Here is a 22,452-nt window from a genome sequence, read left to right as displayed (position 1 = left end):
AGGAATCGAAAAATACAAAACACCTTTACATGACTTTGAAAAGATGTTTTGTTTACATGGTCGCTCTCACGGAAGATTCTGAATATATACGTTCTTTAAAGTCTACTTTATTGTGTTCAATTTATAGTGAAAAACTATTAATATGCATCTAAATTTTCAATAATTGATGTAGCTCTTTTTTGTAATTCTACAAGTTTATCATTGTCCATTTTATCTAATAAGCTCATCATCATATTCATTCGATTATTTTGCTTGAAATGCTCTTTTTTATCATTTAAAAAGTTCCAATATAGTGCATTAAAGGGGCAAGCGTCTGAGCCTGTTTTTTTGGTGTGGCTATAATGGCAGCTACCGCAATAATTACTCATTTTATTAATGTAGTTAGCACTACTTACATAAGGTTTCGTAGCTACAATACCGCCATCTGCAAATTGGCTCATGCCTCTAGTATTGGTAATTTCGACCCATTCAATAGCGTCGATATAAACTCCTAGATACCATTTATCAATTTCATCGGGGTCTATTTGGGTCAATAATGCAAAATTACCAATGATCATTAGTCTTTGAATATGATGTGCGTAAGCAGTATCGAGGCTTTGACCAATGGCATGGTTCAAGCAGTTCATTTTTGTCTTACCAGTCCAGAATAAATCTGGTAGTTTGTTTGTATTGTTTAGAGCATTTAGTTGTTTGTATTTCGGCATTTCTTTCCAATAGATACCTCTCATGTATTCTCGCCAACCCAAAATTTGGCGAACAAAACCCTCAACTTGAGATATGTCAATCTCTTTTGCATGCTCATGGAAATGGGCTAAAACAGTATCAATTACTTCTTTTGGTGATACTATTTTAGCGTTCATCGCAAATGATAGACGAGAATGAAAAAGGAATTTTTCATTCTGGTGCATGGCGTCTTGATAATCTCCAAAATGCTGTAAAAGTTCGCGACAGAAATAATTTAAATTAGAAAGACATTCTGTTCTTGATGTCGGCCAATTAAAATATTCGGGTTCTATATTTCCAAACGTTTCAATATCAGCTTTTTTCAATTCTTGAATAATTTCAAGAACATCTTGATTGAATTTCTTTTCAGAAGGAATGGCTGGCTGGCCTGTCCATTTTTTACGGTTATTTTGGTCAAAATTCCATTTACCACCTTCAGGCTGGTCTTTTATCATCATAATTTGATGCTTTTTCCGCATCATTCGATAAAAATTTTCCATGACCATTTGCTTTTTACCCTTGTAAAAATCTTTTAATTCAAATCTTGTGGTGTAAAAATGTTCGGTATCAATACTGCTTGATTTAATTTCTAATGATTCACATATTTGCAGTAATTGCTGGTCTAAACGATACTCATCTGGTAACTGATACTCAAATTTTTCAGCATCATTCTCTTTAATGCATTTTGAAATTATTTTTTCTAAATCTTGAAGATTATTAGGGTCATTTAGTTCAAAGTAAATAAAATGATGACCTTGATGATAAAGGTCTTTTTTAAAATTTCGCATCGCCAAAAAGAATGCGACTACTTTTTGAATATGATGTTTTACATAATCTGTTTCTTGACGCATTTCTGCCATTAGGTAAACAACATCATTATCTATGGAATTAAACCAAGAATGATTTTGGTTTAATTGGTCGCCTAATATCAAGCGTATTGTTTTCATTTTTGGTCTTTCGTTTTGTTTTATCTAAAATTTCATTAAGTGGTAAGCGGTTAATTACATCTTGAAATAAACAAAATGTATTTGCTAATTAAAACAAGGTTTCTTGTAACCACATTCTTTGAAATTTACCACTGCCGTCATACCGTTCGGCCTGACTTTTAATATTGAATTTACGGTCTCTGGGGTCATTGCCAACACCACTATTGTACATCCAATTTCCCCAATTACTATGTACATCGTAGTCTATTAACATACTCTCAAAATAAGCAGCACCTATTCTCCAATCTTGCTCTAGTTCTTTTGACCAAAAACTAGCAACATTTTGTCTACCTCGGTTACTCATCCACCCGGTATGTGCCAATTCTTTCATATTTGCATTCACGAAGGGTTCTTTGGTAGCCCCGGTTATCCAGTTATTTCTTTGTTGAATAATTTCTTTCCATTCATACTTTTTATGAAGGATACCACCGATTAGGAATATTCGGTTCTTGTGTTTAAGAGAAACATATTTAAAATAATCTCTCCAAATAAGTTCAAAAATAAGCCAGTATGTATCTTGGTTTTTAGTCACTTCATCTTCAAATTTCTTTACCTCCCAATATATCGTTCGAGGAGAGATACTGCCATTTGCCAGCCAAGCCGATAATTTTGAGCTGTAATCTTTACCTATTAATCCGTTTCTAGTTTTCTTATAAAAAGCTAGTTTTTTGGTTTCCCAAAAATAATTTTGAATTCTATCCAAGGCCGAAACTTCACCACCAACAAAAGGGAAAGCAGTGCGTTTGTCAGCAATGAAATCATCTAAACCCAAATCTTTTAATGTTGGTATTTGTGTTTCATTCAATGCTAAATTATCGCTAGGCATTGTGTTTGAAATAATGGTAAGCGGTCTTACATCGACTTGATTTTCACACTCTTTTCTAAAATTGGTGAACACCTCTGGTAAAGTATCAAAGTGGTTGTAGGGGATATCGTCAGGGTGGTATAGGAATTGGTCAAAAGTTTCAATAAAATCGGTTGTGGTTGAAACTTTCTTCTTAATGAATTCTATAATGTTCTGCTCGTTTCTTGTCCATTCCTTCTGCAAATAGACGGTATCAATATTTTGCTCAAGAATGAATTGAGGTAGGTAGTTGGCAGATTTACCCACATAAATAAATAACGGGATATTAATTTTTTTTAATTCTTTTCGAAGTTGAGTTATGGTTTCAATTAAAAATTTTGCTCTATATTTTTCAGTTCTTTTAAACCCGAATTTATCTTCTTCAAAATATATAGATTCAAAACAGAAAAAGCCAATTACTTTTTCACCTGTCATTGCTTTGGATAGAGAGGTATTATCTTGTACTCTTAAATCGTTTTTGAACCATATTAAATTATTCATATATCTTTCAACATCTTTTATTTATTTCTTCTACATTTTTCACTGCAATATTTTACATCCTCCCAATTCTTTTCCCACTTTTTACGCCAAGTAAAAGATCTTGCACAAGTTGCACAAATCTTGGTGGCTAGATTTTCTTTCTTGTGAGCCACTATGTTATTGGTATTGTTGGTTCATTTGGTTTTGAGTAATTGAACCGGTTTAAAAGCTTTGGTAGGGCATAACCATCTAAGCCTACTATAGCAACGGTATTAGCTTTATCTAAATTTACCCAACCATCTTCTTCGAGTATGTCGTCAGATAAATAGATATGCTCAATAGCCCCAATAATTAATAGGCAGTTGTTTTCTTTAATTTCATATTCGTTGATATAGCGACAACCAAGTTTAATACTACTTTGACTTACATAAGGAGCATGAAAATCATTTAAATATGATTCGGTTAAATTAGTTTTAGAAAATTCAGAAATTTGCTCATCATAATTTGCAGCTGTATGATGAGCATCTTTAATCATATCCTTTTTCACTTGATTAACGGTGAAGAAACCAGTTTCTTTAAAGTTTTTATAAGTATCTCTTTTAACGGTTAATGGTCTAAGAATAAGGCCTAACATAGGAGGGTTGCTACCGATGTGAATCACCGAATTGAATATTGCTAAATTGGTTTTGCCATTCTTTGATTTCGTTCCCAGTAGGTTGGCAGACTTATAACCAGTGCAACTATTAATTAGATGAGTTCTTTTTCTACTAGGCATATTGCCTAGGTCTGTTGTGTTTAAATATTTCAAAATCTTTATTTTGTTCATTAAAAATACAAATTTCTTAAACAAATTAGATAAAAGTTTATAAAAATGATTTGTTTAGTTTGTGCTTGTACTAGTAGAAATAGGGCATAATTTGCTACTTTTAACGCTCGCTTAATGTTGGCGTAAAGCTTAATGCATGACCCAAAGTAAAAAAAACATAGCCATCATTGGCTCAGGATTGGTAGGTTCGTTACTTGCTATTTATTTGAAGAGGTACGGACATCAAATTACAGTTTTTGATAGACGACCTGACATTCGTAATATTGAATTTTCAGGTAGGTCAATAAATCTTGCAATGAGTAATAGGGGGTGGAATGCCTTAAGAGCCGTTGGTATTGAAGATGAAATAAAAGAAATTGCCATACCACTGGATAAACGTGCAATGCATGTGGTGGGTAAACCAGAGTATTATCAAAAGTATGGTAAAGATGGCGAGGCAATATGGTCCATTTCTCGTGGTGTGCTTAATAAACGGATGATTGATTTAGCTGAAAAGAATGGCGTAGAATTTCGTTTTGAAGAAAAGGTATGGGATATTGATTTGCCTGAAGCTAAAGTTTATACTGGTGATACGGAGAAAGGCGAATGGACGGAGTATCCTTTTGATTTAGTTTTCGGTTGTGACGGTGCATTTTCAAGGGTACGTCATAAAATGCAACGTCGTAGTCGATTTGATTATTCTCAAGATTTTATTGATGTTGGATATAAGGAATTGACCATTCCGGCCAATAATGACGGCACTCATAAATTAGACAAGAATTCATTTCATATTTGGCCACGAGGGAAGTTCATGTTCATAGCCATGCCTAATTTAGATGGTAGTTTTACATGTACGTTGTTTATGCCATTTGAAGGTGAAGTTTCTTTTGAGAGCATAAAAACAAAGAAAGATGCTGTTGACTTTTTTAACACCTACTTTCCTAATGTTAAGAATGAAATTGAGAACTTAACAGAAGACTTTTTTAAGAATCCGACCAGTGCAATGGTTACTATGAAATGTTACCCTTGGACTTATTGGGATAAAGTTGCCCTTGTGGGTGATTCGGCGCATGCAGTGGTACCTTTTTATGGTCAAGGTATGAATGCCGGATTTGAAGATATTTTTGTGTTAGACGAGATTATACAGGAATTTGGAGATGATTGGGAAAAGATTTTTGATACATACCAACAGAGGCGTAAGCCAAATGCAGATGCTATTGCTGAACTTAGTTATCGAAATTTTGTAGAAATGAGTAGTAAAACGGCAGATGCTAATTTTTTACTTCAAAAGAAAATAGAAAAACATTTTTCAGCTAAACATCCTGATAAATGGATTCCTGCATATAGTAGGGTTACTTTTTCTGAACGACCCTATGCTGAAGCCTTAGCTGCAGGTGATGCTCAAGAAAGCATTATGAAAGAAGTAATGAAAACACCCAACATCGAGAAAAAATGGGATAGTGTGGAAGTGGAAAAATTAATGCTAGATTTAATTGGTTGATTTCATTTCGGCCTTACGCATTGGCATACTATCAACAAGCTCAAAAATTTCCTCCAGTTGTAGAGGATAAGGTTGTTTTGACTTTATACCGCCATCTTTACCGATTAACAAGAATCCACTCAAATGCTTTATTGTGTTATTTGTATTCTTAAAGAATATTTCTTTGTCCTCTAGGTTATAGAGGTTATCCTCTTTATATATTAATACAATAAGGTCTCTTTGTTCAATTTCTTTTGAACTGTCTTTAATTACTTGTAAGGCATTCTTAAAGTCATTAGTGTGAGTTGGGCTATTAGAAAGAATCAGAACTCTATTTTCCCATTTAAAGTCCGATAATTGTTGAGCGGTTAAAGCAGAACAGTGCATAAGAAAAAGTAATAAGATTGTTTTTATGGTTTTCATTGGCATGAATTTAAACAAAAAAAGCCATCTAATTAAAGATGGCTTTTTTAGGTATTACTTAAATGCGACTATAATTTAGCAAACATTTTTTGCATTTTTTCATTTTCTTCCTCTGCCAATGTTGGGTCAACTAAAATACGACCACTATGTTCATCTGTAATGATTTTTTTTCTTGAAGCGATTTCAACTTGAACCTGAGGTGGAATAGTGAAGAATGAACCACCTGATGCACCTCTTTCGATTGGCACAACTGCTAAACCATTCTTAACATTGTTACGAATACGGGCATATGCCTTTACTAAACGCTCTTCAATTTTGTCTTGAAATTTGATTGATTCTTCTAGCAACGCTTTTTCTTCTTTCTCCGTTTCAGCAAGAATCGCGTTCAATTCGCTTTTCTTGTGCTTAAGATGAGCCTCACGCTCAGATAAACGTTCTTTCGTTTCAGAAATAACAGCTTTTTTCTGATCAATTTGAGCTTTGAATTCTTTTATGTTCTTTTCAGCCAATTGAATTTCCAATTCTTGGAATTCCAATTCTTTACTGATAGAATTAAATTCTCTACTGTTACGAACATTCTTTTGTTGCTCCCCGTATTTTTTAATTAAAGCCTTTGCTTCTTCAATAAGGTTCTTCTTTGCTCCAATTTCAAAATTGATATTCTCTAAATCAGATTTAAGTTTATCCATTCTCGTTTTTAGGCCAAGGACTTCATCTTCCAAATCTTCTACTTCCAAAGGTAGTTCACCACGAACATTCCTTATTTCATCAACTCTAGAATCAATTAATTGCAAATCATATAATGCTCTTAACTTTGCTTCTACAGAGGAATCTTCTTTTTTTGCCATATTAAAAATAATTGATGGGATTTGTTATACTTTCCGATAAATGGATTGCAAAATTAGGAATTTTTTTCGTAAGATAATCAACTAAAAGGTTTTTTGTAAACTGCTCAGTTTCAAAGTGTCCTATATCTGCCAAAACTATTTGATTTTCAGCTTCGTAAAATTGGTGGTATTTAAGGTCTGCGGTAATAAAAACATCTGCTCCAGCTGCTTTTGCAGCACTAATTGCATATGAACCACTACCACCCAAAACTGCAACTTTTTTAATTGGCTTCTCTAATAATTCAGAATGCCTAACCACAGAGGTTTTCATTATTAGCTTCAAATCGGTTAAAAACTCAATTTCTGAGATCTCTTTTGTTAGTTCTCCAATCATGCCCATGCCAATATATGGGTTGGTATTATCTAAGGTTTGAATCTCGTATGCTACTTCTTCGTAAGGGTGGGCAGCCACTAAATTTTTAATAATTGTGTGCTCATCGGTCTTTCCAAAAACACAGGTTAACATAATCTCTTTTTCTGTATGAATTTCACCAATTGTACCTTTTACTGGGTTGGCTTTATCATTTGCTTTATATGTTCCTTTGCCTTCAGTAGAAAAACTACAGTTCGAGTAATTTCCAATTTCACCCGCGCCCGCATTGAAAAGAGCTTTTTTCACTTCTTCAACATTTGCTATAGGTACATAGGTAGTCAGTTTTTTTAGGGTGTCCTTTTGTGGTATAAGTATTTTGGTATTAATTAGACCTAATACCTCGCAAATTTTTCCATTTACACCATGACCTACATTATCTAGAGCAGTATGCATAGAATAAATAGCAATATTATTTTGAATAGCCTTTATAACTACCCGTTCTACATAATTGTTACCGGTAATTTTTTTAAGCCCGCCAAAAATAATAGGATGAAAGCTGACAATTAAGTTGCATTTTTTAGCAATTGCTTCATCAACAACATTTTCAAGGGTATCTAAGGTGACCAAAACTCCAGTTAATTTCGAAGATGAGTCACCTACGAGTAGTCCTACATTATCAAAATCTTCTGCATAGTCTAGTGGAGCAAAGTCCTCTAATATCTGTGTTATTGTGTTTATAGTCATTTTATTGAAAAATAAGGTATTCAAAGATAAATTATTATAATTTCGTACAGATGCAGGTGTTACGAAAACTTCTTTTTCCTATTTCGTTAGTATACGGTTTAATAGTGTTTTTGAGAAACCGATGTTATGATTTAGGAATTTTCTCTTCAAAATCATTTACCACAAGAACAATCTGTGTGGGTAATTTAAGTGTTGGTGGAACCGGTAAAACTCCTATGATTGAGTTATTGGTAAGGTCACTTCATCAAAAATATCAATTGGCAATTTTAAGTAGGGGATATAAAAGAAAATCTAATGGTTTTTTACTTTCTACTCATAATACCAGTGTTGAAGATTTAGGGGATGAACCGTTTCAATTAAAATCTAAATTCCAAAAGGTAGCGGTAGCAGTAGATGCTGATAGAAGAAACGGGATCGCACAATTAGAACAATTGGTTAAACCAGATGTTATTTTATTGGATGACGCTTTTCAACATCGAAAAGTAAAGCCAGATTATTCAATTCTATTAACGGCCTACAATAATATCTACGTGAAAGATTGGTACTTACCGACCGGTAATTTAAGAGATTCTAAAAGGGAGGCACAAAGAGCAAATACTATTGTAATTACCAAGTGTCCTAAGAATTTATCCTTATCACAAAGAAATGAAATAGTTGGTAAAATCAATCCTAAGGAGTATCAAAAAATACTCTTTAGCTACTTATCCTATAATAAAGATTTGAAGGGGATAAGTGCGAACCTCGATGAACTTAAAGATAAAAAGGTGACCTTGGTTACAGGTATTGCAAATCCGGTTCCATTAGAGAAATTTTTATTGGGAGAGGGTGTCACATTTGAGCATATGAAATTTAATGATCATCATTTTTTTACCGAACAGGAAATTACTGTGTTAAAAGGAAAACAATGTATTCTTACTACAGAGAAAGATTATGTGCGGTTAAAATCTAAACTCGCCAATTTATATTACATTGAAGTCTCACATCAATTTTTAGATGATGATTCTAAAATATTTGAAACGGAATTAGAAATATTTATGACATCGAATTCCTAATATCTTTATCAAAAATGTTCTCACCTATTTTTTGATAGAAAACCTCAGGTTTAAAAGGTTTGGTGACCACATCATTACAACCAGCCGCATAAAAACTTTCTAAACTATCATCTAATGAAATTGCTGTTAATGCAATAATGGGTGTGTCTTGGTTGAATTTTCTAATTTCAATCGTGGCTTCTTCGCCACTAATACCAGGCATATGAATATCCATAAGAATGGCATCGTAAACATTTTCTTGAGCTAAAATAATGGCTTCATGACCATTGTTGGCAATGTCACTGGTCATGCCTTTTTTAGATAGCATTTTTTTAGTGATTACTTGATTGATTTTATTATCCTCAACAATTAATAAGTGAAGATTTTTAAAATCGTAATCGCGAGGTGTTATTTCGAATGAAAAATCTTCTGGAAGATCATCAAGACTTTTCATTTTAATTTCAAAGAAGAAAGAACTTCCTTCTCCTAATGTGCTCTCAAGTTCTATTTTACTATTGAACAGTCCTAAAAGACTTTTTACAATAGTAAGTCCTAAACCAGTTCCTCCATATTCACGGTTTATTTGAATTGAACCTTGTTCGAATCCTTCAAAAATACTTTTCTGCTTTTCTTTTGAAATACCAATACCATTATCGCTTACTTCAAAATAAATCGTTACATCGTCTTCTACTTTATTAAGCAGTTTAGCAACAACTTTTACTTCACCACCTTTTGTAAACTTGATAGAATTACCAATTAAGTTCATGAAAATTTGAGAAAGTTTTAATGGGTCACTTAATAAATGCCCAGGTATCTCGGCATCATACTCCAGAATCAATTTGGTATTGTTTGCTTTAGCACTTTGAGTCAATGAATTAATAACCTCATGAATAACCTTGTTCAGGTTAAACTCCATATTAAGTGGTTCTAATTTATTGGCATCAATTTTATTGATATGAAGTATATCATTAATGAAATTTAACAAATAATCACCAGAGAATTTTAACGCCTTTAAATGCTCTTTTTGATGTTCTTGCGGCTCTTCTTCTAAAAGAAGATGGGTTAGGCCAGTAACGGCATATAAGGGAGTTCTAAGTTCATGGCTAACAGTTGAGAGAAAGTTTGTTTTTGCTTCCATAGCTTGTACTGCACCATCTCTTGCTATTTGTAATTCTTTATTCTTGGTTTGAAGTAAATCGTTCGTTTTAAATTTGATTTGATTGTTACGATACAGGGTAACTGCTAGAAGTGAGATAATAATCAAAAAAGCCGAGGCTAAAATTGCTGTAAGTTCAGACCTATTTTGCGATTCTGTTAGTTCCTCAATTTTCTTTTCTTGCCTTACTATTTCTTCTGTCTTGTAATCGTCTTTGATTTTATCGGCAGTCTTAGCTTCAATTTTATTTTTTTCTATGTTGAAAATAGAGTCTTTTAGCTGAATTAGATTTTGACTGTTGACTAAAGATTTTTGATACAAACCTAACCTCTCATATACATTGCTTAATAACGCATTAGCTGTTTTTATATCTTCTAAAAAGCCATTGGCTTGTGCTACGACTAATGCATTTTCTCCATTTTTAGCTGACTCGGCTAAATTGTCAGTTCTTAAATTTAATTCTGCGAGAGTTAAATATGCTTGAGTAGTGAGATATTCTTTTTCATGAATATCTGTATTTACAATAAGAGAGTTTAGATTTTTTGTAGCACTATCAAATTTTTCTAAACTAATATAAACTCTAGCCTCGGTTAACAGTAGATTATTATAAAAATTTCTATCATTATTAAGTTGTTTTGCTTCATTTAGCATAAATAATGATTGAAAATTTCGGTTACTTCGATGCAAGAGAATTGCTTCAATATATTTGTGCATTGCATCCCCATAAGGGTATTCGATGTCTTTCAGTAAAACACTGGCTCGATCCCAATAAAATTCTGTATCTCCCTCTTTATCAATTTTTAGAAAAAGCAATGCCAATTCATGAAGACTATCAATTAATGCTTTGATATCCTCTTTTTTTTCAGCCTCATTAGCCGCTGTATTTAAAGTTTCAAGAGCTAAATCTATTTTATCACGATTCTTAAATTTTCTTGCTTGGTTGAAATAAGATTGAATATCATTTGAGCCAAGCGAATCTTGTGAAAATACACTAGTTGTAGTCGCCAGAATAAAAATGGGGACTAAAAAGATTTTAATTGCTCTATTTAAGAATAATAGCTTCAAATATAATTTTTACTGTTCATGAAGTTAATCAAATCAATGATTCTGCTGCTATAACCGGTTTCGTTATCGTACCAACCAATAATCTTCACCATTTTTCCTATTACAGAGGTCATTAAAGAATCAAACGTACAAGAATAGCAACTATTGTTTATGTCTATAGAAACTATTGGATCATCGGTGAAGCACAATATATTTTTGAACTGATTTTGCGATGCTTTTTCAAATGTATTGTTTATTTCCTCAATAGTTGTAGTCCTTTTCACATTTAAAGTGATATCGGTTAAAGATCCATTAGGTACTGGTACTCTAATACCACAACCACCAATAGAGTCTGCAAGTTCAGGAAATATTCTTGTCAAAGCTTTTGCGGCACCAGTAGTTGTAGGTACAATAGATTGAGCTGCTGCTCGTGCCCTTCTTAAATCTCGGTGTGGTTGGTCATGTAGGCTTTGATCGGTGGTGTAGGAGTGTATGGTAGTGATGTAGGCCTGTTCAATACCACAAAGGTCATTCATCACCTTAATCATGGGTGCGGCATTATTGGTGGTACATGATGCATTTGATATAATATCATCAGTAGTGTTTAAAGTATCTTCATTTATGCCGAAAACAATCATTTTTATATCGTCTTCAGATGGTGGTACAGAAAGAATAACTTTTTTTGCCCCATTTGAAATATGAAAAGCTAATGTTTCTCGGTCCTTAAACTTTCCCGTGCATTCTACTACCAAGTCAACATTAGTAAATGACCAGTTAATTTTAGAAGGATGGGTTTCGTTAGATAATAGAACTTGCTTGCCGTTAACGATAATATGTTTTTCGTCATGCCCAATTACATGGGGTGAGGTACCATGTATACTGTCGTATTTTAATAAATGTGAAAGTGTTCTTGTATCTGCTAAATCATTAATGGCAACTACATTTAAATGTTCTTGTTGCAGCAAAAGGCGGAATAGGGTTCTTCCTATTCTTCCAAAACCATTAATGCCAATATTTATTTTTTGCATTGGTTAACGTTGGAGGTGAATATATTATAGAACGATAAAAAAGTAAAAGAAGACTACAAACAAGAATTATAAAAATAATTCTTGTTTGTAGTCTTACGAATTAAAGAATGTGTTTATGAGCTTTGTAAGATGATCTAACCAAGGCACCGCTTTCCACATGTCTAAAGCCCATTTCTAGGCCAATGTTCTCATATTTTTTAAATTGCTCTGGGGTAATGAATTCCTTGACAGGTAGATGCTTTTTAGATGGCTGAAGGTACTGGCCTATGGTAACTACATCAACGTTTACACTTCTTAAATCTGCCAAAGTTGTAATTACTTCGTCTTCATGTTCGCCGAGACCCAACATTATTCCAGATTTAGTTCTATTAACACCTTGCTTTTTTAAATAATCAAGTGCCTCAAGACTACGTTCGTATTTTGCTTGTATACGTACTTCTCTAGTCAACCTTTTAACTGTTTCCATATTATGGGAAACCACTTCTGGTGCAACATCTACTATTCTATCTAAATGTTTTTCGATTCCTTGAAAATCGGGAATTAAAGTTTCTAATGTAGTGGTTGGGTTCATTCTACGAATGGCCTTTACCGTTTCTGCCCAAATAATGGAGCCCATGTCCTTAAGATCATCTCTATCTACAGAAGTAACTACAGCATGTTTAATGCCCATTATTTTGATAGAACGTGCCACTTTTTCTGGTTCTGCCCAATCAACATTTTCAGGTCTACCGGTTTTTACTCCACAAAAACCACATGACCTTGTGCAAACATTACCTAATATCATGAAGGTCGCGGTTCCTTCGCCCCAACATTCGCCCATATTTGGGCAACTACCACTGGTACAAATTGTATGAAGGTCATACTTGTCAACTAAACCTCTTAGTTGTGTGTATTTTTTACCTGTAGGTAATTTTACCCTAAGCCATTTCGGTTTACCTTTAGGTGGAGCAACATTTTCATTTAGGACTGTAGACATGTTAATATTTTAATACAAATATACGAACTTAAAAAGTGTATGTAAGGTAGGATTGGCTTTGAAACAATTGGCTTTTGTAATGTGAAAATGAAGATGGTTAAATAGAAGTTTATTTCCTTGCTTTAATGATTTCAGAAAGCAATTTTTTAGCCCTAAGTAGCTTTACTTTAACGCTATTTATAGGTTCATTTAATTTAGCTGCGATATCTGCATAGCTTAATTCATTAAAATACCTAAGGTTTATAACGGTTTGATAGTGAGGTTTTAATTTTTTAATGTCTCTTAATAAATCAGCTAAATTCTGTTCTTGTATCAACTGATCTTCCATAGAAGGTGTGAAATCTAATGCGCTGGTTATTGCTTCGGCACTGCTTCGAGAATCTAACAGGCTTTTTTTACGCTTACGAACTAAATCTATGTGTATGTTTTTAGAAATGGCTATCAACCAAGTTTTAAATACATAAGATTCATTATATGTATGTATCTTATCGAATGCCTTAGAGAAAGTTTGAATAGTAATATCCTCTGAATCATTTTCGTTTTCGGTACGTTTTAATTGAAAGCCATAAACATCGTTCCAAAACATATCCAACAAACGACTAAAAGCAATTTGATTGCCTTCTTTCGCCTTTTGTATTGTTTCTTCTAAATTGTCTACGTTGTTCAAAAAATGTTTTTGGGATAGGTAAGCACTATAAGAATGATTTTACCTTATTCAGAAATAATATCTTTTTTGCAATCTTGTTCGGTGGGTAATTTGCCGCACATACCACATGCTTGTCCGTCTTGATTTAAAAATGGGCTTTGACTAGCACAAGTTCCTGCAAATTCACCGTCTTTCTTAGACCAAATTTTAATTGCAATTCCTGCAAAAGCAAATGCTAATAAACCGATGGTTAAAAATAATAGTTTCATAAGCTAATTTTAAACAAAGATAAAAAATAAAGCCCCAAAATAGGGGCTTTAAGAATACTTTATGTTTGAAATGTTAGTAAGCTATATTTGCTACTATATTTTCTACGCTAGGAGCATGATTACCACCTTTCTGTTCAATGGTAATATAGCCAACAGCATTTTCCGCATAAGGTAACGCCATTAATTTTTGTTGATCGCCAGCTTCTTCAATGATACCTAGGTTAATCATTTTACCGTTGACCTCAGCCCACATTTGAAAACATTGACTTTCTGGAATGTGAGGTAATTTGCTCACATTTATATAAGATAATTTTTTCACAGGATTTATATAAGCAACAGCTTTTAGGTCTTTTGCTTTTTGATTACCTTTTACATTATACTTTTTTGTTTGTGGGTTGTTTAGTACGATAAACTGGTTACGTACATCTTCCAACTGTTCTTTCATGTTTTCTTCAAGCAATTTAATCTTATTGCTAACCACGCTGTTCTCTTGTTGTAAACTCTGATTTTGATTCCAGAAGAAAGTTGAAATTCCTGCAAACATAATTGCAGTAATACTTGCCGCGATAGCATACCTGAAGAATTTTTTTCTTCCACTTCTCTCAGCTTTTAATCTTGATTGTATTTTATTCTTTAGCCCCTGTGGTGCTTCGATGGCGTGTAATTTTGCGAAAATTTCAAGGTTATCTTGCAATTCATTATAAGTATCGCGTACTTCAGGATACATAGCAATATATCGCTCAACTTGCATAGCTTCTAAATCGGTAGTAGCTCCTAAAAGATATTTTTCTAATATATCAGAATCTAGAAAAATTTTTATTTTGTCTTTCATAATACAATATTTAACATAATAGCTAAAAGAGCAGGACCATAGATTTTACCTAATTCGCGCAAACCTATTTTCAATCTAGATTTAATGGTTCCTAACGGAATATCCAACTCATCACTTGCTTCTTGTTGGGTCATACCTTGAAAGAAAAGAGCTTCTAGAACAATCTGGTATTTATCCTCGATTTTACTAAGGTGCTCTTTCACATCCATTAACTCTGGCCTTGTACTTTCTACGCCTAAAGTATATACGTCAGAAACATCGATTTGGATTTCCTTATCTGATTTTGTGTTAACGCTTCTTAACTTATCAATTGCGGTATTACGGGTAATCCTAAAAAGCCATGTAAAAAGTTTTGCTTTCTTAGGGTCATATGTGTCAGCCTTTTTCCAAATTTTCACAAAAGATTCTTGAACAACATCTTGAGCCAAATCTGGATCTCGTACAATTTTATTGGCGACTCCTAATAAGGTGTCGGCATAATTATCGTACAGAAGTGAAATCGCTTTCTCGTTTCGCTCTTGTAATAATTCAACAATATGATTTTCTAATAGAGTGCTCATAATTTAAAAAGATGTACATATTTTTTTAAATGGACATCCAAATACTAAGATTGAACCGTATATGCTTAAACGCTAAATTATAAAATTGATTGTTAATGATGCGTTATCTAAAAATATATATTGAATAAGTGGTCGGCTGGTAACTGCCCACTTTGTTTTTGGTTGGTTTGGTTTGGTAATAACCCTTGTAATTTATTTTACAGGGGTTATTTTATTAAATTAACCTCCGGACTAATTGTTATATTGAATCTGTTTTGGACTTCTTCAATAATTTTTGAAGCAAGTTCTAAAATTTCCTTTCCTGTAGCCTTGTCATAGTTAACAAGTACTAATGCCTGATTTTGGTGTACACCAGCATCACCAAATCTTTTTCCTTTAAAACCACATTTTTCAATTAACCAGCCAGCAGGAATTTTATATGTTAAATCAGTAACTTTATAAAAAGGAGCTTCAGGATGCTTACTGATAAACTCATTAAAAACTTCTGTTGAAACTATAGGGTTTTTGAAGAAACTGCCACTATTCCCTAATATTTTAGGGTCGGGTAGTTTACTTTGTCGTATAGCAATTACAGCGTTAGAAATATCTTTTATGGTAGGATTATTAATTGCTTCGCGTTCTAATTGCTCTTCAATGGCACCATAACCAGAATTAATTATGTGGTTATTCTTTGTTAGTGAAAAAGTAACCGAGGTAATTACATATTTATCTTTGCCTTCATTTTTAAAGTAAGAATCTCTGTAGCCAAATTTACATTCCTCTTTAGTACGTGTTATTAGCTGTAAATCTTTAATTCGAATAGCTTCGCAGCTAACAAAGCAATCTTTTAATTCCACTCCATAAGCACCAATATTCTGTATGGGTGCAGTGCCAGTATTACCGGGTATAAGTGACAAATTCTCCAAACCTCCAAAACTGTTTTCAAGCGACCACATAACCATTTCGTGCCAATTTTCACCAGCCATTATCTTTACTTGAGCCGCATCAGGTGATTCTGAAATAATGTGCTTTCCCTTTAGGTTTACATGAATAAAAAGAGCATCTATGTTATCTGTAAGTAATATGTTGCTACCTCCGCCGATTACTATTTTACGTAGGTAATCATTATTGCCAATAATGCTTCTTAATTCTTCTAATGAATTAATTTCCACAAAATATTTTGCGGTAGCATCAATACCGAACGTATTATAATTCTTTAATGAAAAGTTTTCATGTATTATCATTAGCTATTATAGCTTTTAAGGGCTTCGCCTAAAATATGCACTGCTCTTTTAAGACTATCTTGGTCAAGTACATAAGCAATTCTAATTTGGTTTTTGCCGAGCCCTTCTGTAGCATAAAACCCTGCTGCTGGTGCAACCATAACAGTTTCATTATCTACTCTAAAATCTTCTAAAAGCCATTGAGCAAAATGATCTGCATCTTTAATCGGTAATTCTGCAATACAATAGAAAGCACCTTGAGGTCTGGCAATTTTAATTCCTTTAATTTTTTCAAGTTCTGCAATTAGTATATTTCTTCTTGCGACATATTCTGTTTTCACTTCTTCAAAATAGCTATCTGGTGTATCTAAGGCAGCTTCGCTCGCAATTTGAGCATAGGTAGGTGGTGAAAGTCTAGCTTGTGCAAATTTAAGTGCCGTTGCAATAAAATCTTTGTTTTTTGAAACTAGAAAACCAATTCTAGCGCCGCACATACTATATCTTTTAGAAACTGAATCGATAATAATTGCATGTTCATCCAATCCATTTTTCTTTAGTATAGAGGTATGTATTTTATCGTCATAGGTAAACTCTCTATATACCTCATCGGCAATAAGAAATATATTATGCTTTTTAACCAAGGATGCTAATTTTTGAATCTCCTCTTTACTATAAAGATACCCGGTAGGATTTCCTGGGTTACATATTAAGATAGCTTTAGTTCTTGGGGTAATTAATTTTTCAAAATCCTCTATAGGAGGTAGGGCGAAGTTATCTTCTAATTTTGAAACTACAGGCACCACTTTAACTCCGCATGCTGTGGCGAAACCATTATAATTGGCATAAAAAGGTTCGGGAATTATGATTTCATCATCCGTATCGGCAACGGTATTCATTGCAAAAGATAGTGCTTCAGATCCACCAGTCGTTACAATAATATCAGAAGCACTTACCGGAATATTATTCTTAACATAATAACCTGCAATTTTGGTTCTAAATTCATCGGAACCTTCGGTACGGCTATATTCAAGAACATTAATGTTGTTGTTTTTTACCGCATCTAATGCTTGTTGAGGTGTTTTTATATCTGGTTGCCCAATATTAAGATGAATAACTTTAACTCCTTTTTTCTTTGCGTTTTCTGCAAACGGAACTAATTTACGTATAGGTGATTGGGGCATAGCTTGCCCTTTATTTGAAACAGATGGCATAATCAATTTATTTTACACAAAAGTGATAAATGATTATGGTTCTTACAATATTATTAGGTTTTATTTGATTTTTCTAGATGGTGTTAAAATTATGTTTTGTATTAGTAAAATGTGTAACTTGAAGAGTATAACTAATTCATAGCTATTGTGTTACGTAAGTTAAGAATCCATATTGCTATTTTAACAATGTGTTTTACCTTTTCGGTAATAGCACAATCGTATCAATTGCCAGCTGGTGAGAAATTTCATAAAGTGAAGTTTGAGCTCATCAATAATTTGATGATTATACCAGTAGAAGTGAACGGTACCGAGCTGTCATTTGTATTGGATTCTGGTGTTGGTACACCAATTCTATTCAATTTAGCTGATCAAGATTCCATTCAACTTAATAGTGTAACTGAAATAACAATAAATGGACTCGGAGAAGGAGACCCTATAAATGCGCTTAAATCTACTGGTAATTTTGTAAAGCTTGGTAGTATTAAGAATGTTTCGCAAGATATTTATGTGGTAATGGATGCAGGTATTAATTTTTCTCCAGACTTGGGTGTACCTGTTCATGGTATAATTGGCTATGAACTATTTCGTGATTTTGTTGTTGATATTAATTACACGAATAAAGCAATTAAATTTTATGATCCTGATACCTATAAGCATAGGATATCTAAAAAGTCTCGTGTATTGGATATGTCCGTTATACGAAAGAAGGCGTATTTGAATGCCAGTGTTTTGGTTAAGGGTACAGAAGAAGTTCCTGTTAGATTATTAATGGATACTGGAAGTAGTGATGCCGTGTGGTTGTTTGAGGATGATCGTCTGCAAGTACCACAAAAATATTACGAAGATTTTTTAGGTAAAGGGCTCTCTGGTGATATATATGGAAAACGAACTAAAATTGATCATTTAAAAATTTCAGATTTTATTTTGAAGGATGCAAAGGCAGCTTTTCCTGATATGGAAACTTTTAATACGATAATGGATTTTGGAGGTAGAAATGGAACTTTGGGTGGTGAAGTTTTGAAGAGATTTAATTTAGTTTTTGATTATGGGAACCGGAAAGTGGTTTTGAAGAAGAATTCTAATTTTAATAAAATGTTTAAATACAATATCAGTGGAATAAACTTGCAGCATGCAGGCATACGTTATGTATCTGAAAGAATTGCTGATCATAATGGAATAGTGTGGAGTGAGCACAAAACATATGGTGATATACAAATGGTTCTTCAAGGAGCAACAAGACTTAGTGTTGTGCCAGAAATAATCGTTTCGGGGATACGCCAAGGTAGTCCTGCGCATTCAGCTGGTTTGCAGGAAGGTGATGTTATTCTAGCGGTTAATGGTAAATCTATTCATCGTTATAAAATGCAAGAAGTTATGAGCATGCTAAATGATAATAAAGACAAAAAAGTTAAAGTTTTGGTAGAGCGTTATAATAATGATTTGTTATTCAGTTTTGTTTTAAAACCACTATTTGAGTAAAAATATGGCATAAAAAAAGCCCAACCATTTAGGTTGGGCTTTTATGTTCTAATTTTTTTTCTTATTTAGTGCCGGTAGCTTTAACTTCTCCTTTAATTTTCAAAACCTTTGTAGGAGTGTCTGCATTAGAAATAACCGTAATGGCTTTACGAATAGGACCAACTCTATTGGTATCGTATTTTACCTGAATCTCACCTGTTTTACCTGGTAAGATTGGATCTTCTGGTTTTTTAGGAATTGTACAACCACAGCTAGAACTCACTTTACTTATGATAAGCGGAGCTGTTCCTGTATTAGTAAATTCAAAAACTCTTATTCCATCTGAACCTTTGGCAATTTCACCATAATCAACTGTCTCTGATTTAAATTCGATTTTAGCAGCAGCATCTTGCGCAGTTAAGCTAAATCCTAGTAAACCAATAAATAATACAAGTACTATTTTTTTCATCATTTTTAATTTTGGGTGGACTTCAAAATTAAATCTTTTCAGATCAACCTCAAAATCCTTTTGTTATACTCTAACGTTACTTATTTTTGTTTCGTATTTAATTTTGGGTAAAATTGGCTGAAATGACCGTTAGATTGTCAATTCGGCTTTATTTTTAATAACCCTAATTTATTATTATTCAAAAACTGTTCCAAATATGGAAATTCCTTCAAAATATAATCCGCAGTCCACAGAATCTCATTGGTATGAGTATTGGATAGAAAACGGATATTTTCATTCCGTTCCTGATGATAGGGAACCTTATAGTATTGTAATACCGCCGCCAAACGTAACGGGAATTTTGCATATGGGTCATATGTTAAACAATACTATTCAAGATGTATTGATTAGAAGAGCACGTCTTCTTGGAAAAAATGCCTGTTGGGTACCTGGTACCGATCATGCATCTATTGCTACAGAAGCAAAAGTGGTAGCAAAACTGAAAGAACAGGGTATCAATAAAAATGACCTTACACGAGATGAATTTCTAAAACATGCGTGGGATTGGACTCACCAATACGGTGGTATTATTCTTGAGCAATTAAAGAAATTAGGTTGCTCATGTGATTGGGACCGTACCGCGTTCACAATGGATCAAGAAAGATATGACAGCGTTATCAAGGTTTTTATAGATCTATATAATAAAGGATTGATTTACCGCGGATATCGTATGGTAAACTGGGATCCAGAAGCTCAAACCACTTTGTCCGATGAAGAGGTTATCTATGAGGAAAAGCAAGGGCTTTTATACTATTTGGCATATGCCATAGAAGGATCAGACGAAAAAGTGACCATAGCAACTACTAGACCTGAAACAATTTTAGGGGATACCGCTATTTGTATCAACCCAAATGATGAACGTTTTACACATCTAAAAGGCAAAAAGGTTATTGTTCCTATATGTAATAGGGTAATACCAATTATTGAAGATGAATATGTAGATATGGAATTTGGTACAGGTTGTTTAAAGGTGACACCTGCACATGACATAAATGACAAAGCGTTAGGTGAGAAACATAATTTGGCGACCATAGATATCTTTAATGATGATGCAAGCTTAAATAGTTTTGGAATGCATTATGAAGGTCAAGACCGTTTTGTCGTTAGAAAAGAAATATCAAAAGAGTTAGAGGAAAAGGGTTTCTTGGTAAAAACAGAGACCCATATTAATAAGGTTGGTACTTCTGAGCGCACCAAAGCGGTAATAGAACCAAAATTGTCTGAACAGTGGTTCCTGAAAATGGAAGATTTGGCAAAACCGGCTTTAGAAGCTGTAATGGAAAGTGGTGATATAAAATTGTACCCCAAGAAATTTGAGAACACATACCGTCATTGGATGGAAAATGTTCGTGATTGGAATATTTCTAGACAATTATGGTGGGGCCAGCAGATACCGGCATTTTATTTTGGTGATGGCCAAGAAGATTTCGTTGTTGCCGCAAACATTGAAGATGCTTTGAAACTTGCCAAACAAAAATCTGGAAATTTAGCCTTAAAGGAAGGTGATTTGAGACAAGATGCAGATGTGTTAGACACTTGGTTTTCATCTTGGTTATGGCCAATGAGCGTTTTTGGCGGTATTATGGAACCGGATAATGAGGAAATAAACTATTACTATCCAACAAATGATTTAGTAACAGGACCTGATATTCTGTTCTTTTGGGTTGCTAGAATGATTGTTGCTGGGTATGAGTTTAGAGGTGAGAAACCTTTTGAAAATGTTTATTTTACCGGTTTAGTGCGAGATAAGCAACGTAGAAAAATGTCTAAATCATTAGGAAATTCACCAGATGCTCTAAAGCTTATTGAAGATTACGGTGCAGATGGTGTCCGTGTTGGTCTTTTATTGAGCTCTGCAGCAGGTAATGATTTAATGTTCGATGAAGACTTATGTCAGCAAGGAAAGAATTTTGCCAATAAGATATGGAACGGTTTCCGTTTATTAAAAGGATGGGAAATTGCAGATATTCCACAGCCAGAAGCATCTAGATTAGGTTTGCAATGGTATGAGTCAAAATTGAATAAGACCTTATTAGAGATTGAAGACCATTTTAATAAATTCCGCATTTCAGACGCCTTAATGTCTATTTACAAGTTGGTTTGGGATGATTATAGTTCTTGGTTGTTAGAAATTATTAAACCTGCTTACCAACAGCCGATAGATAAAATAACTTTTGATAAGGTGATACAATTATTTGAACAGAATTTGAAATTGTTACATCCATTCATGCCCTTTTTAACCGAAGAAGTTTGGCAACATATATCAGAAAGAAATATAAGTGAAGCACTAGTGATTTCTAAATGGCCAACGGCAGGTAAAATAGATGAGGAATTAATAGATCAGTTCGATTTTGCAACTGAGGTTATTGCAGGAGTAAGAACCATTAGAAAAAACAAGAACATTCCAATGAAAGAATCTTTGGAGTTGTCTGTCTTAAATACTGAGGAAGCAAGTAACCGCTGGGATGTTGTGATATCTAAGCTTACCAATGTTTCTAAAATAACTTATTTAAAAGAACAATTAGAAGGTGCATTGACATTTAGGGTAAAAAGTAATGAATACTTTGTGCCTATGGAGGGTGCCATAGACGTTGAAGCTGAAATCTTGAAAATCAAAGAAGAATTAAAGTATACAAAAGGTTTTTTAATGTCCGTACAGAAAAAACTTTCAAACGAGCGCTTTGTAAATAATGCACCTGAAAAAGTTATAACTATAGAGCGTCAAAAATTGGCAGATGCTGAAGCTAAAATAGATACTTTAGAAAAGAGTTTAGCTAGTTTGAGTTAATAACAATTACCATAAAATAAATTAGAAGCCTCATCCCTATTACATTGGAAGTGAGGCT

General features: G+C 33.5%; 21 protein-coding genes. 4 read left to right on the top strand and 17 right to left on the bottom strand.

The features are described 5' to 3' along the window. Window positions 1-137: 137 nt before the first annotated feature. From AACZ41_RS15325 to AACZ41_RS15310, 4 genes are all read right to left on the bottom strand, one after another. Entirely contained in the window at window positions 138-1,670 is a 1,533-nt protein-coding gene (locus AACZ41_RS15325; RefSeq protein ID WP_339629478.1) for a cryptochrome/photolyase family protein, read from the bottom strand. A gap of 88 nt (window positions 1,671-1,758) precedes the next feature. Continuing rightward, window positions 1,759-3,054 carry a DASH family cryptochrome gene (locus AACZ41_RS15320; RefSeq protein ID WP_339629477.1) on the bottom strand — a complete coding sequence of 432 codons (1,296 nt, stop codon included), beginning with the start codon at window positions 3,052-3,054 and terminating at the stop codon, window positions 1,759-1,761. 17 nt (window positions 3,055-3,071) lie between these two features. After that, window positions 3,072-3,206, bottom strand: coding sequence for a DUF2256 domain-containing protein (locus tag AACZ41_RS15315; RefSeq protein ID WP_339629475.1), 135 nt, complete (start codon window positions 3,204-3,206; stop codon window positions 3,072-3,074). Continuing rightward, window positions 3,206-3,841: a flavin reductase gene (locus tag AACZ41_RS15310; protein WP_339629474.1), complete on the bottom strand. Its 636-nt coding sequence runs from the start codon at window positions 3,839-3,841 to the stop codon at window positions 3,206-3,208. The genes AACZ41_RS15315 and AACZ41_RS15310 overlap by 1 nt, the downstream gene beginning before the upstream one ends. Window positions 3,842-3,995: 154 nt before the next feature. Here AACZ41_RS15310 and AACZ41_RS15305 point away from each other — a divergent pair, with 154 nt between their 5' ends. Continuing rightward, complete coding sequence (locus tag AACZ41_RS15305; RefSeq protein WP_339629473.1) at window positions 3,996-5,339, top strand: NAD(P)/FAD-dependent oxidoreductase; 1,344 nt, start codon at window positions 3,996-3,998, stop codon at window positions 5,337-5,339. On the opposite strand, the gene AACZ41_RS15300 is transcribed toward AACZ41_RS15305, so the two are convergent. The 3 genes from AACZ41_RS15300 to AACZ41_RS15290 all read right to left on the bottom strand — a co-directional run bounded on the left by AACZ41_RS15300 (window position 5,328) and on the right by AACZ41_RS15290 (window position 7,685). After that, window positions 5,328-5,741: a DUF4174 domain-containing protein gene (locus AACZ41_RS15300; protein ID WP_339629472.1), complete on the bottom strand. Its 414-nt coding sequence runs from the start codon at window positions 5,739-5,741 to the stop codon at window positions 5,328-5,330. The two genes, AACZ41_RS15305 and AACZ41_RS15300, sit on opposite strands and share 12 nt — an antisense overlap. Window positions 5,742-5,809: 68 nt before the next feature. Continuing rightward, window positions 5,810-6,589 (bottom strand): C4-type zinc ribbon domain-containing protein, encoded by a 780-nt coding sequence (locus tag AACZ41_RS15295; RefSeq protein WP_339629471.1) that lies wholly within the window; start codon window positions 6,587-6,589, stop codon window positions 5,810-5,812. A 1-nt stretch (window position 6,590) separates the two neighbouring features. Beyond that, window positions 6,591-7,685: a Nif3-like dinuclear metal center hexameric protein gene (locus AACZ41_RS15290; protein ID WP_339629470.1), complete on the bottom strand. Its 1,095-nt coding sequence runs from the start codon at window positions 7,683-7,685 to the stop codon at window positions 6,591-6,593. Window positions 7,686-7,735: 50 nt separating this feature from the next. On the opposite strand from AACZ41_RS15290, the gene lpxK reads away from it, so the two are divergent. Next, window positions 7,736-8,737, top strand: a complete 1,002-nt coding sequence (gene lpxK / locus AACZ41_RS15285) for a tetraacyldisaccharide 4'-kinase (RefSeq protein WP_339629468.1) — start codon at window positions 7,736-7,738, stop codon at window positions 8,735-8,737. Here the strand turns inward: lpxK and AACZ41_RS15280 are convergent. The 9 genes from AACZ41_RS15280 to AACZ41_RS15240 form a co-directional block, all read right to left on the bottom strand. Next, window positions 8,718-10,937 (bottom strand): ATP-binding protein, encoded by a 2,220-nt coding sequence (locus tag AACZ41_RS15280; RefSeq protein WP_339629467.1) that lies wholly within the window; start codon window positions 10,935-10,937, stop codon window positions 8,718-8,720. The genes lpxK and AACZ41_RS15280 overlap by 20 nt on opposite strands. Next, window positions 10,934-11,944 carry a type I glyceraldehyde-3-phosphate dehydrogenase gene (gene gap, locus AACZ41_RS15275; protein WP_339629466.1) on the bottom strand — a complete coding sequence of 337 codons (1,011 nt, stop codon included), beginning with the start codon at window positions 11,942-11,944 and terminating at the stop codon, window positions 10,934-10,936. Before gap ends, AACZ41_RS15280 begins: the two co-directional genes overlap by 4 nt. A gap of 100 nt (window positions 11,945-12,044) precedes the next feature. After that, on the bottom strand, window positions 12,045-12,920 hold the full coding sequence (gene lipA, locus AACZ41_RS15270) for a lipoyl synthase (protein WP_339629465.1): 876 nt from the start codon (window positions 12,918-12,920) through the stop codon (window positions 12,045-12,047). Window positions 12,921-13,029: 109 nt separating this feature from the next. Next, the gene (locus AACZ41_RS15265) at window positions 13,030-13,587 is read right to left on the bottom strand and encodes a sigma-70 family RNA polymerase sigma factor (protein WP_339629464.1); all 558 of its coding nucleotides are present in this window, start codon (window positions 13,585-13,587) and stop codon (window positions 13,030-13,032) included. Between the two features lie 44 nt (window positions 13,588-13,631). After that, window positions 13,632-13,835, bottom strand: coding sequence for a membrane or secreted protein (locus AACZ41_RS15260; RefSeq protein WP_339629463.1), 204 nt, complete (start codon window positions 13,833-13,835; stop codon window positions 13,632-13,634). 73 nt (window positions 13,836-13,908) lie between these two features. Continuing rightward, the gene (locus AACZ41_RS15255) at window positions 13,909-14,667 is read right to left on the bottom strand and encodes an anti-sigma factor (RefSeq protein ID WP_339629462.1); all 759 of its coding nucleotides are present in this window, start codon (window positions 14,665-14,667) and stop codon (window positions 13,909-13,911) included. Beyond that, window positions 14,664-15,227, bottom strand: coding sequence for a sigma-70 family RNA polymerase sigma factor (locus AACZ41_RS15250; RefSeq protein ID WP_339629461.1), 564 nt, complete (start codon window positions 15,225-15,227; stop codon window positions 14,664-14,666). Before AACZ41_RS15250 ends, AACZ41_RS15255 begins: the two co-directional genes overlap by 4 nt. A gap of 206 nt (window positions 15,228-15,433) precedes the next feature. Beyond that, a complete protein-coding gene (murB, locus tag AACZ41_RS15245) occupies window positions 15,434-16,450 on the bottom strand; it encodes a UDP-N-acetylmuramate dehydrogenase (RefSeq protein ID WP_339629460.1) in 1,017 nt (338 codons plus the stop codon). Beyond that, on the bottom strand, window positions 16,450-17,640 hold the full coding sequence (locus AACZ41_RS15240; RefSeq protein WP_339629458.1) for a pyridoxal phosphate-dependent aminotransferase: 1,191 nt from the start codon (window positions 17,638-17,640) through the stop codon (window positions 16,450-16,452). The genes murB and AACZ41_RS15240 overlap by 1 nt, the downstream gene beginning before the upstream one ends. Window positions 17,641-17,826: 186 nt before the next feature. Here AACZ41_RS15240 and AACZ41_RS15235 point away from each other — a divergent pair, with 186 nt between their 5' ends. Next, window positions 17,827-19,119, top strand: a complete 1,293-nt coding sequence (locus AACZ41_RS15235; RefSeq protein WP_339629457.1) for a PDZ domain-containing protein — start codon at window positions 17,827-17,829, stop codon at window positions 19,117-19,119. Between the two features lie 61 nt (window positions 19,120-19,180). Here AACZ41_RS15235 and AACZ41_RS15230 read toward each other — a convergent pair whose 3' ends face one another. Next, window positions 19,181-19,567, bottom strand: a complete 387-nt coding sequence (locus AACZ41_RS15230; protein WP_339629456.1) for a DUF1573 domain-containing protein — start codon at window positions 19,565-19,567, stop codon at window positions 19,181-19,183. Between the two features lie 196 nt (window positions 19,568-19,763). On the opposite strand from AACZ41_RS15230, the gene AACZ41_RS15225 reads away from it, so the two are divergent. After that, window positions 19,764-22,394 carry a valine--tRNA ligase gene (locus tag AACZ41_RS15225; protein ID WP_339629455.1) on the top strand — a complete coding sequence of 877 codons (2,631 nt, stop codon included), beginning with the start codon at window positions 19,764-19,766 and terminating at the stop codon, window positions 22,392-22,394. The last annotated feature ends 58 nt before the right edge of the window (window positions 22,395-22,452 follow it).

The sequence above is a fragment of the uncultured Maribacter sp. genome, from assembly GCF_963974015.1.
Classification (GTDB): Bacteria; Bacteroidota; Bacteroidia; order Flavobacteriales; family Flavobacteriaceae; genus Maribacter.
This window is presented reverse-complemented; position numbering and strand designations above follow the sequence as displayed.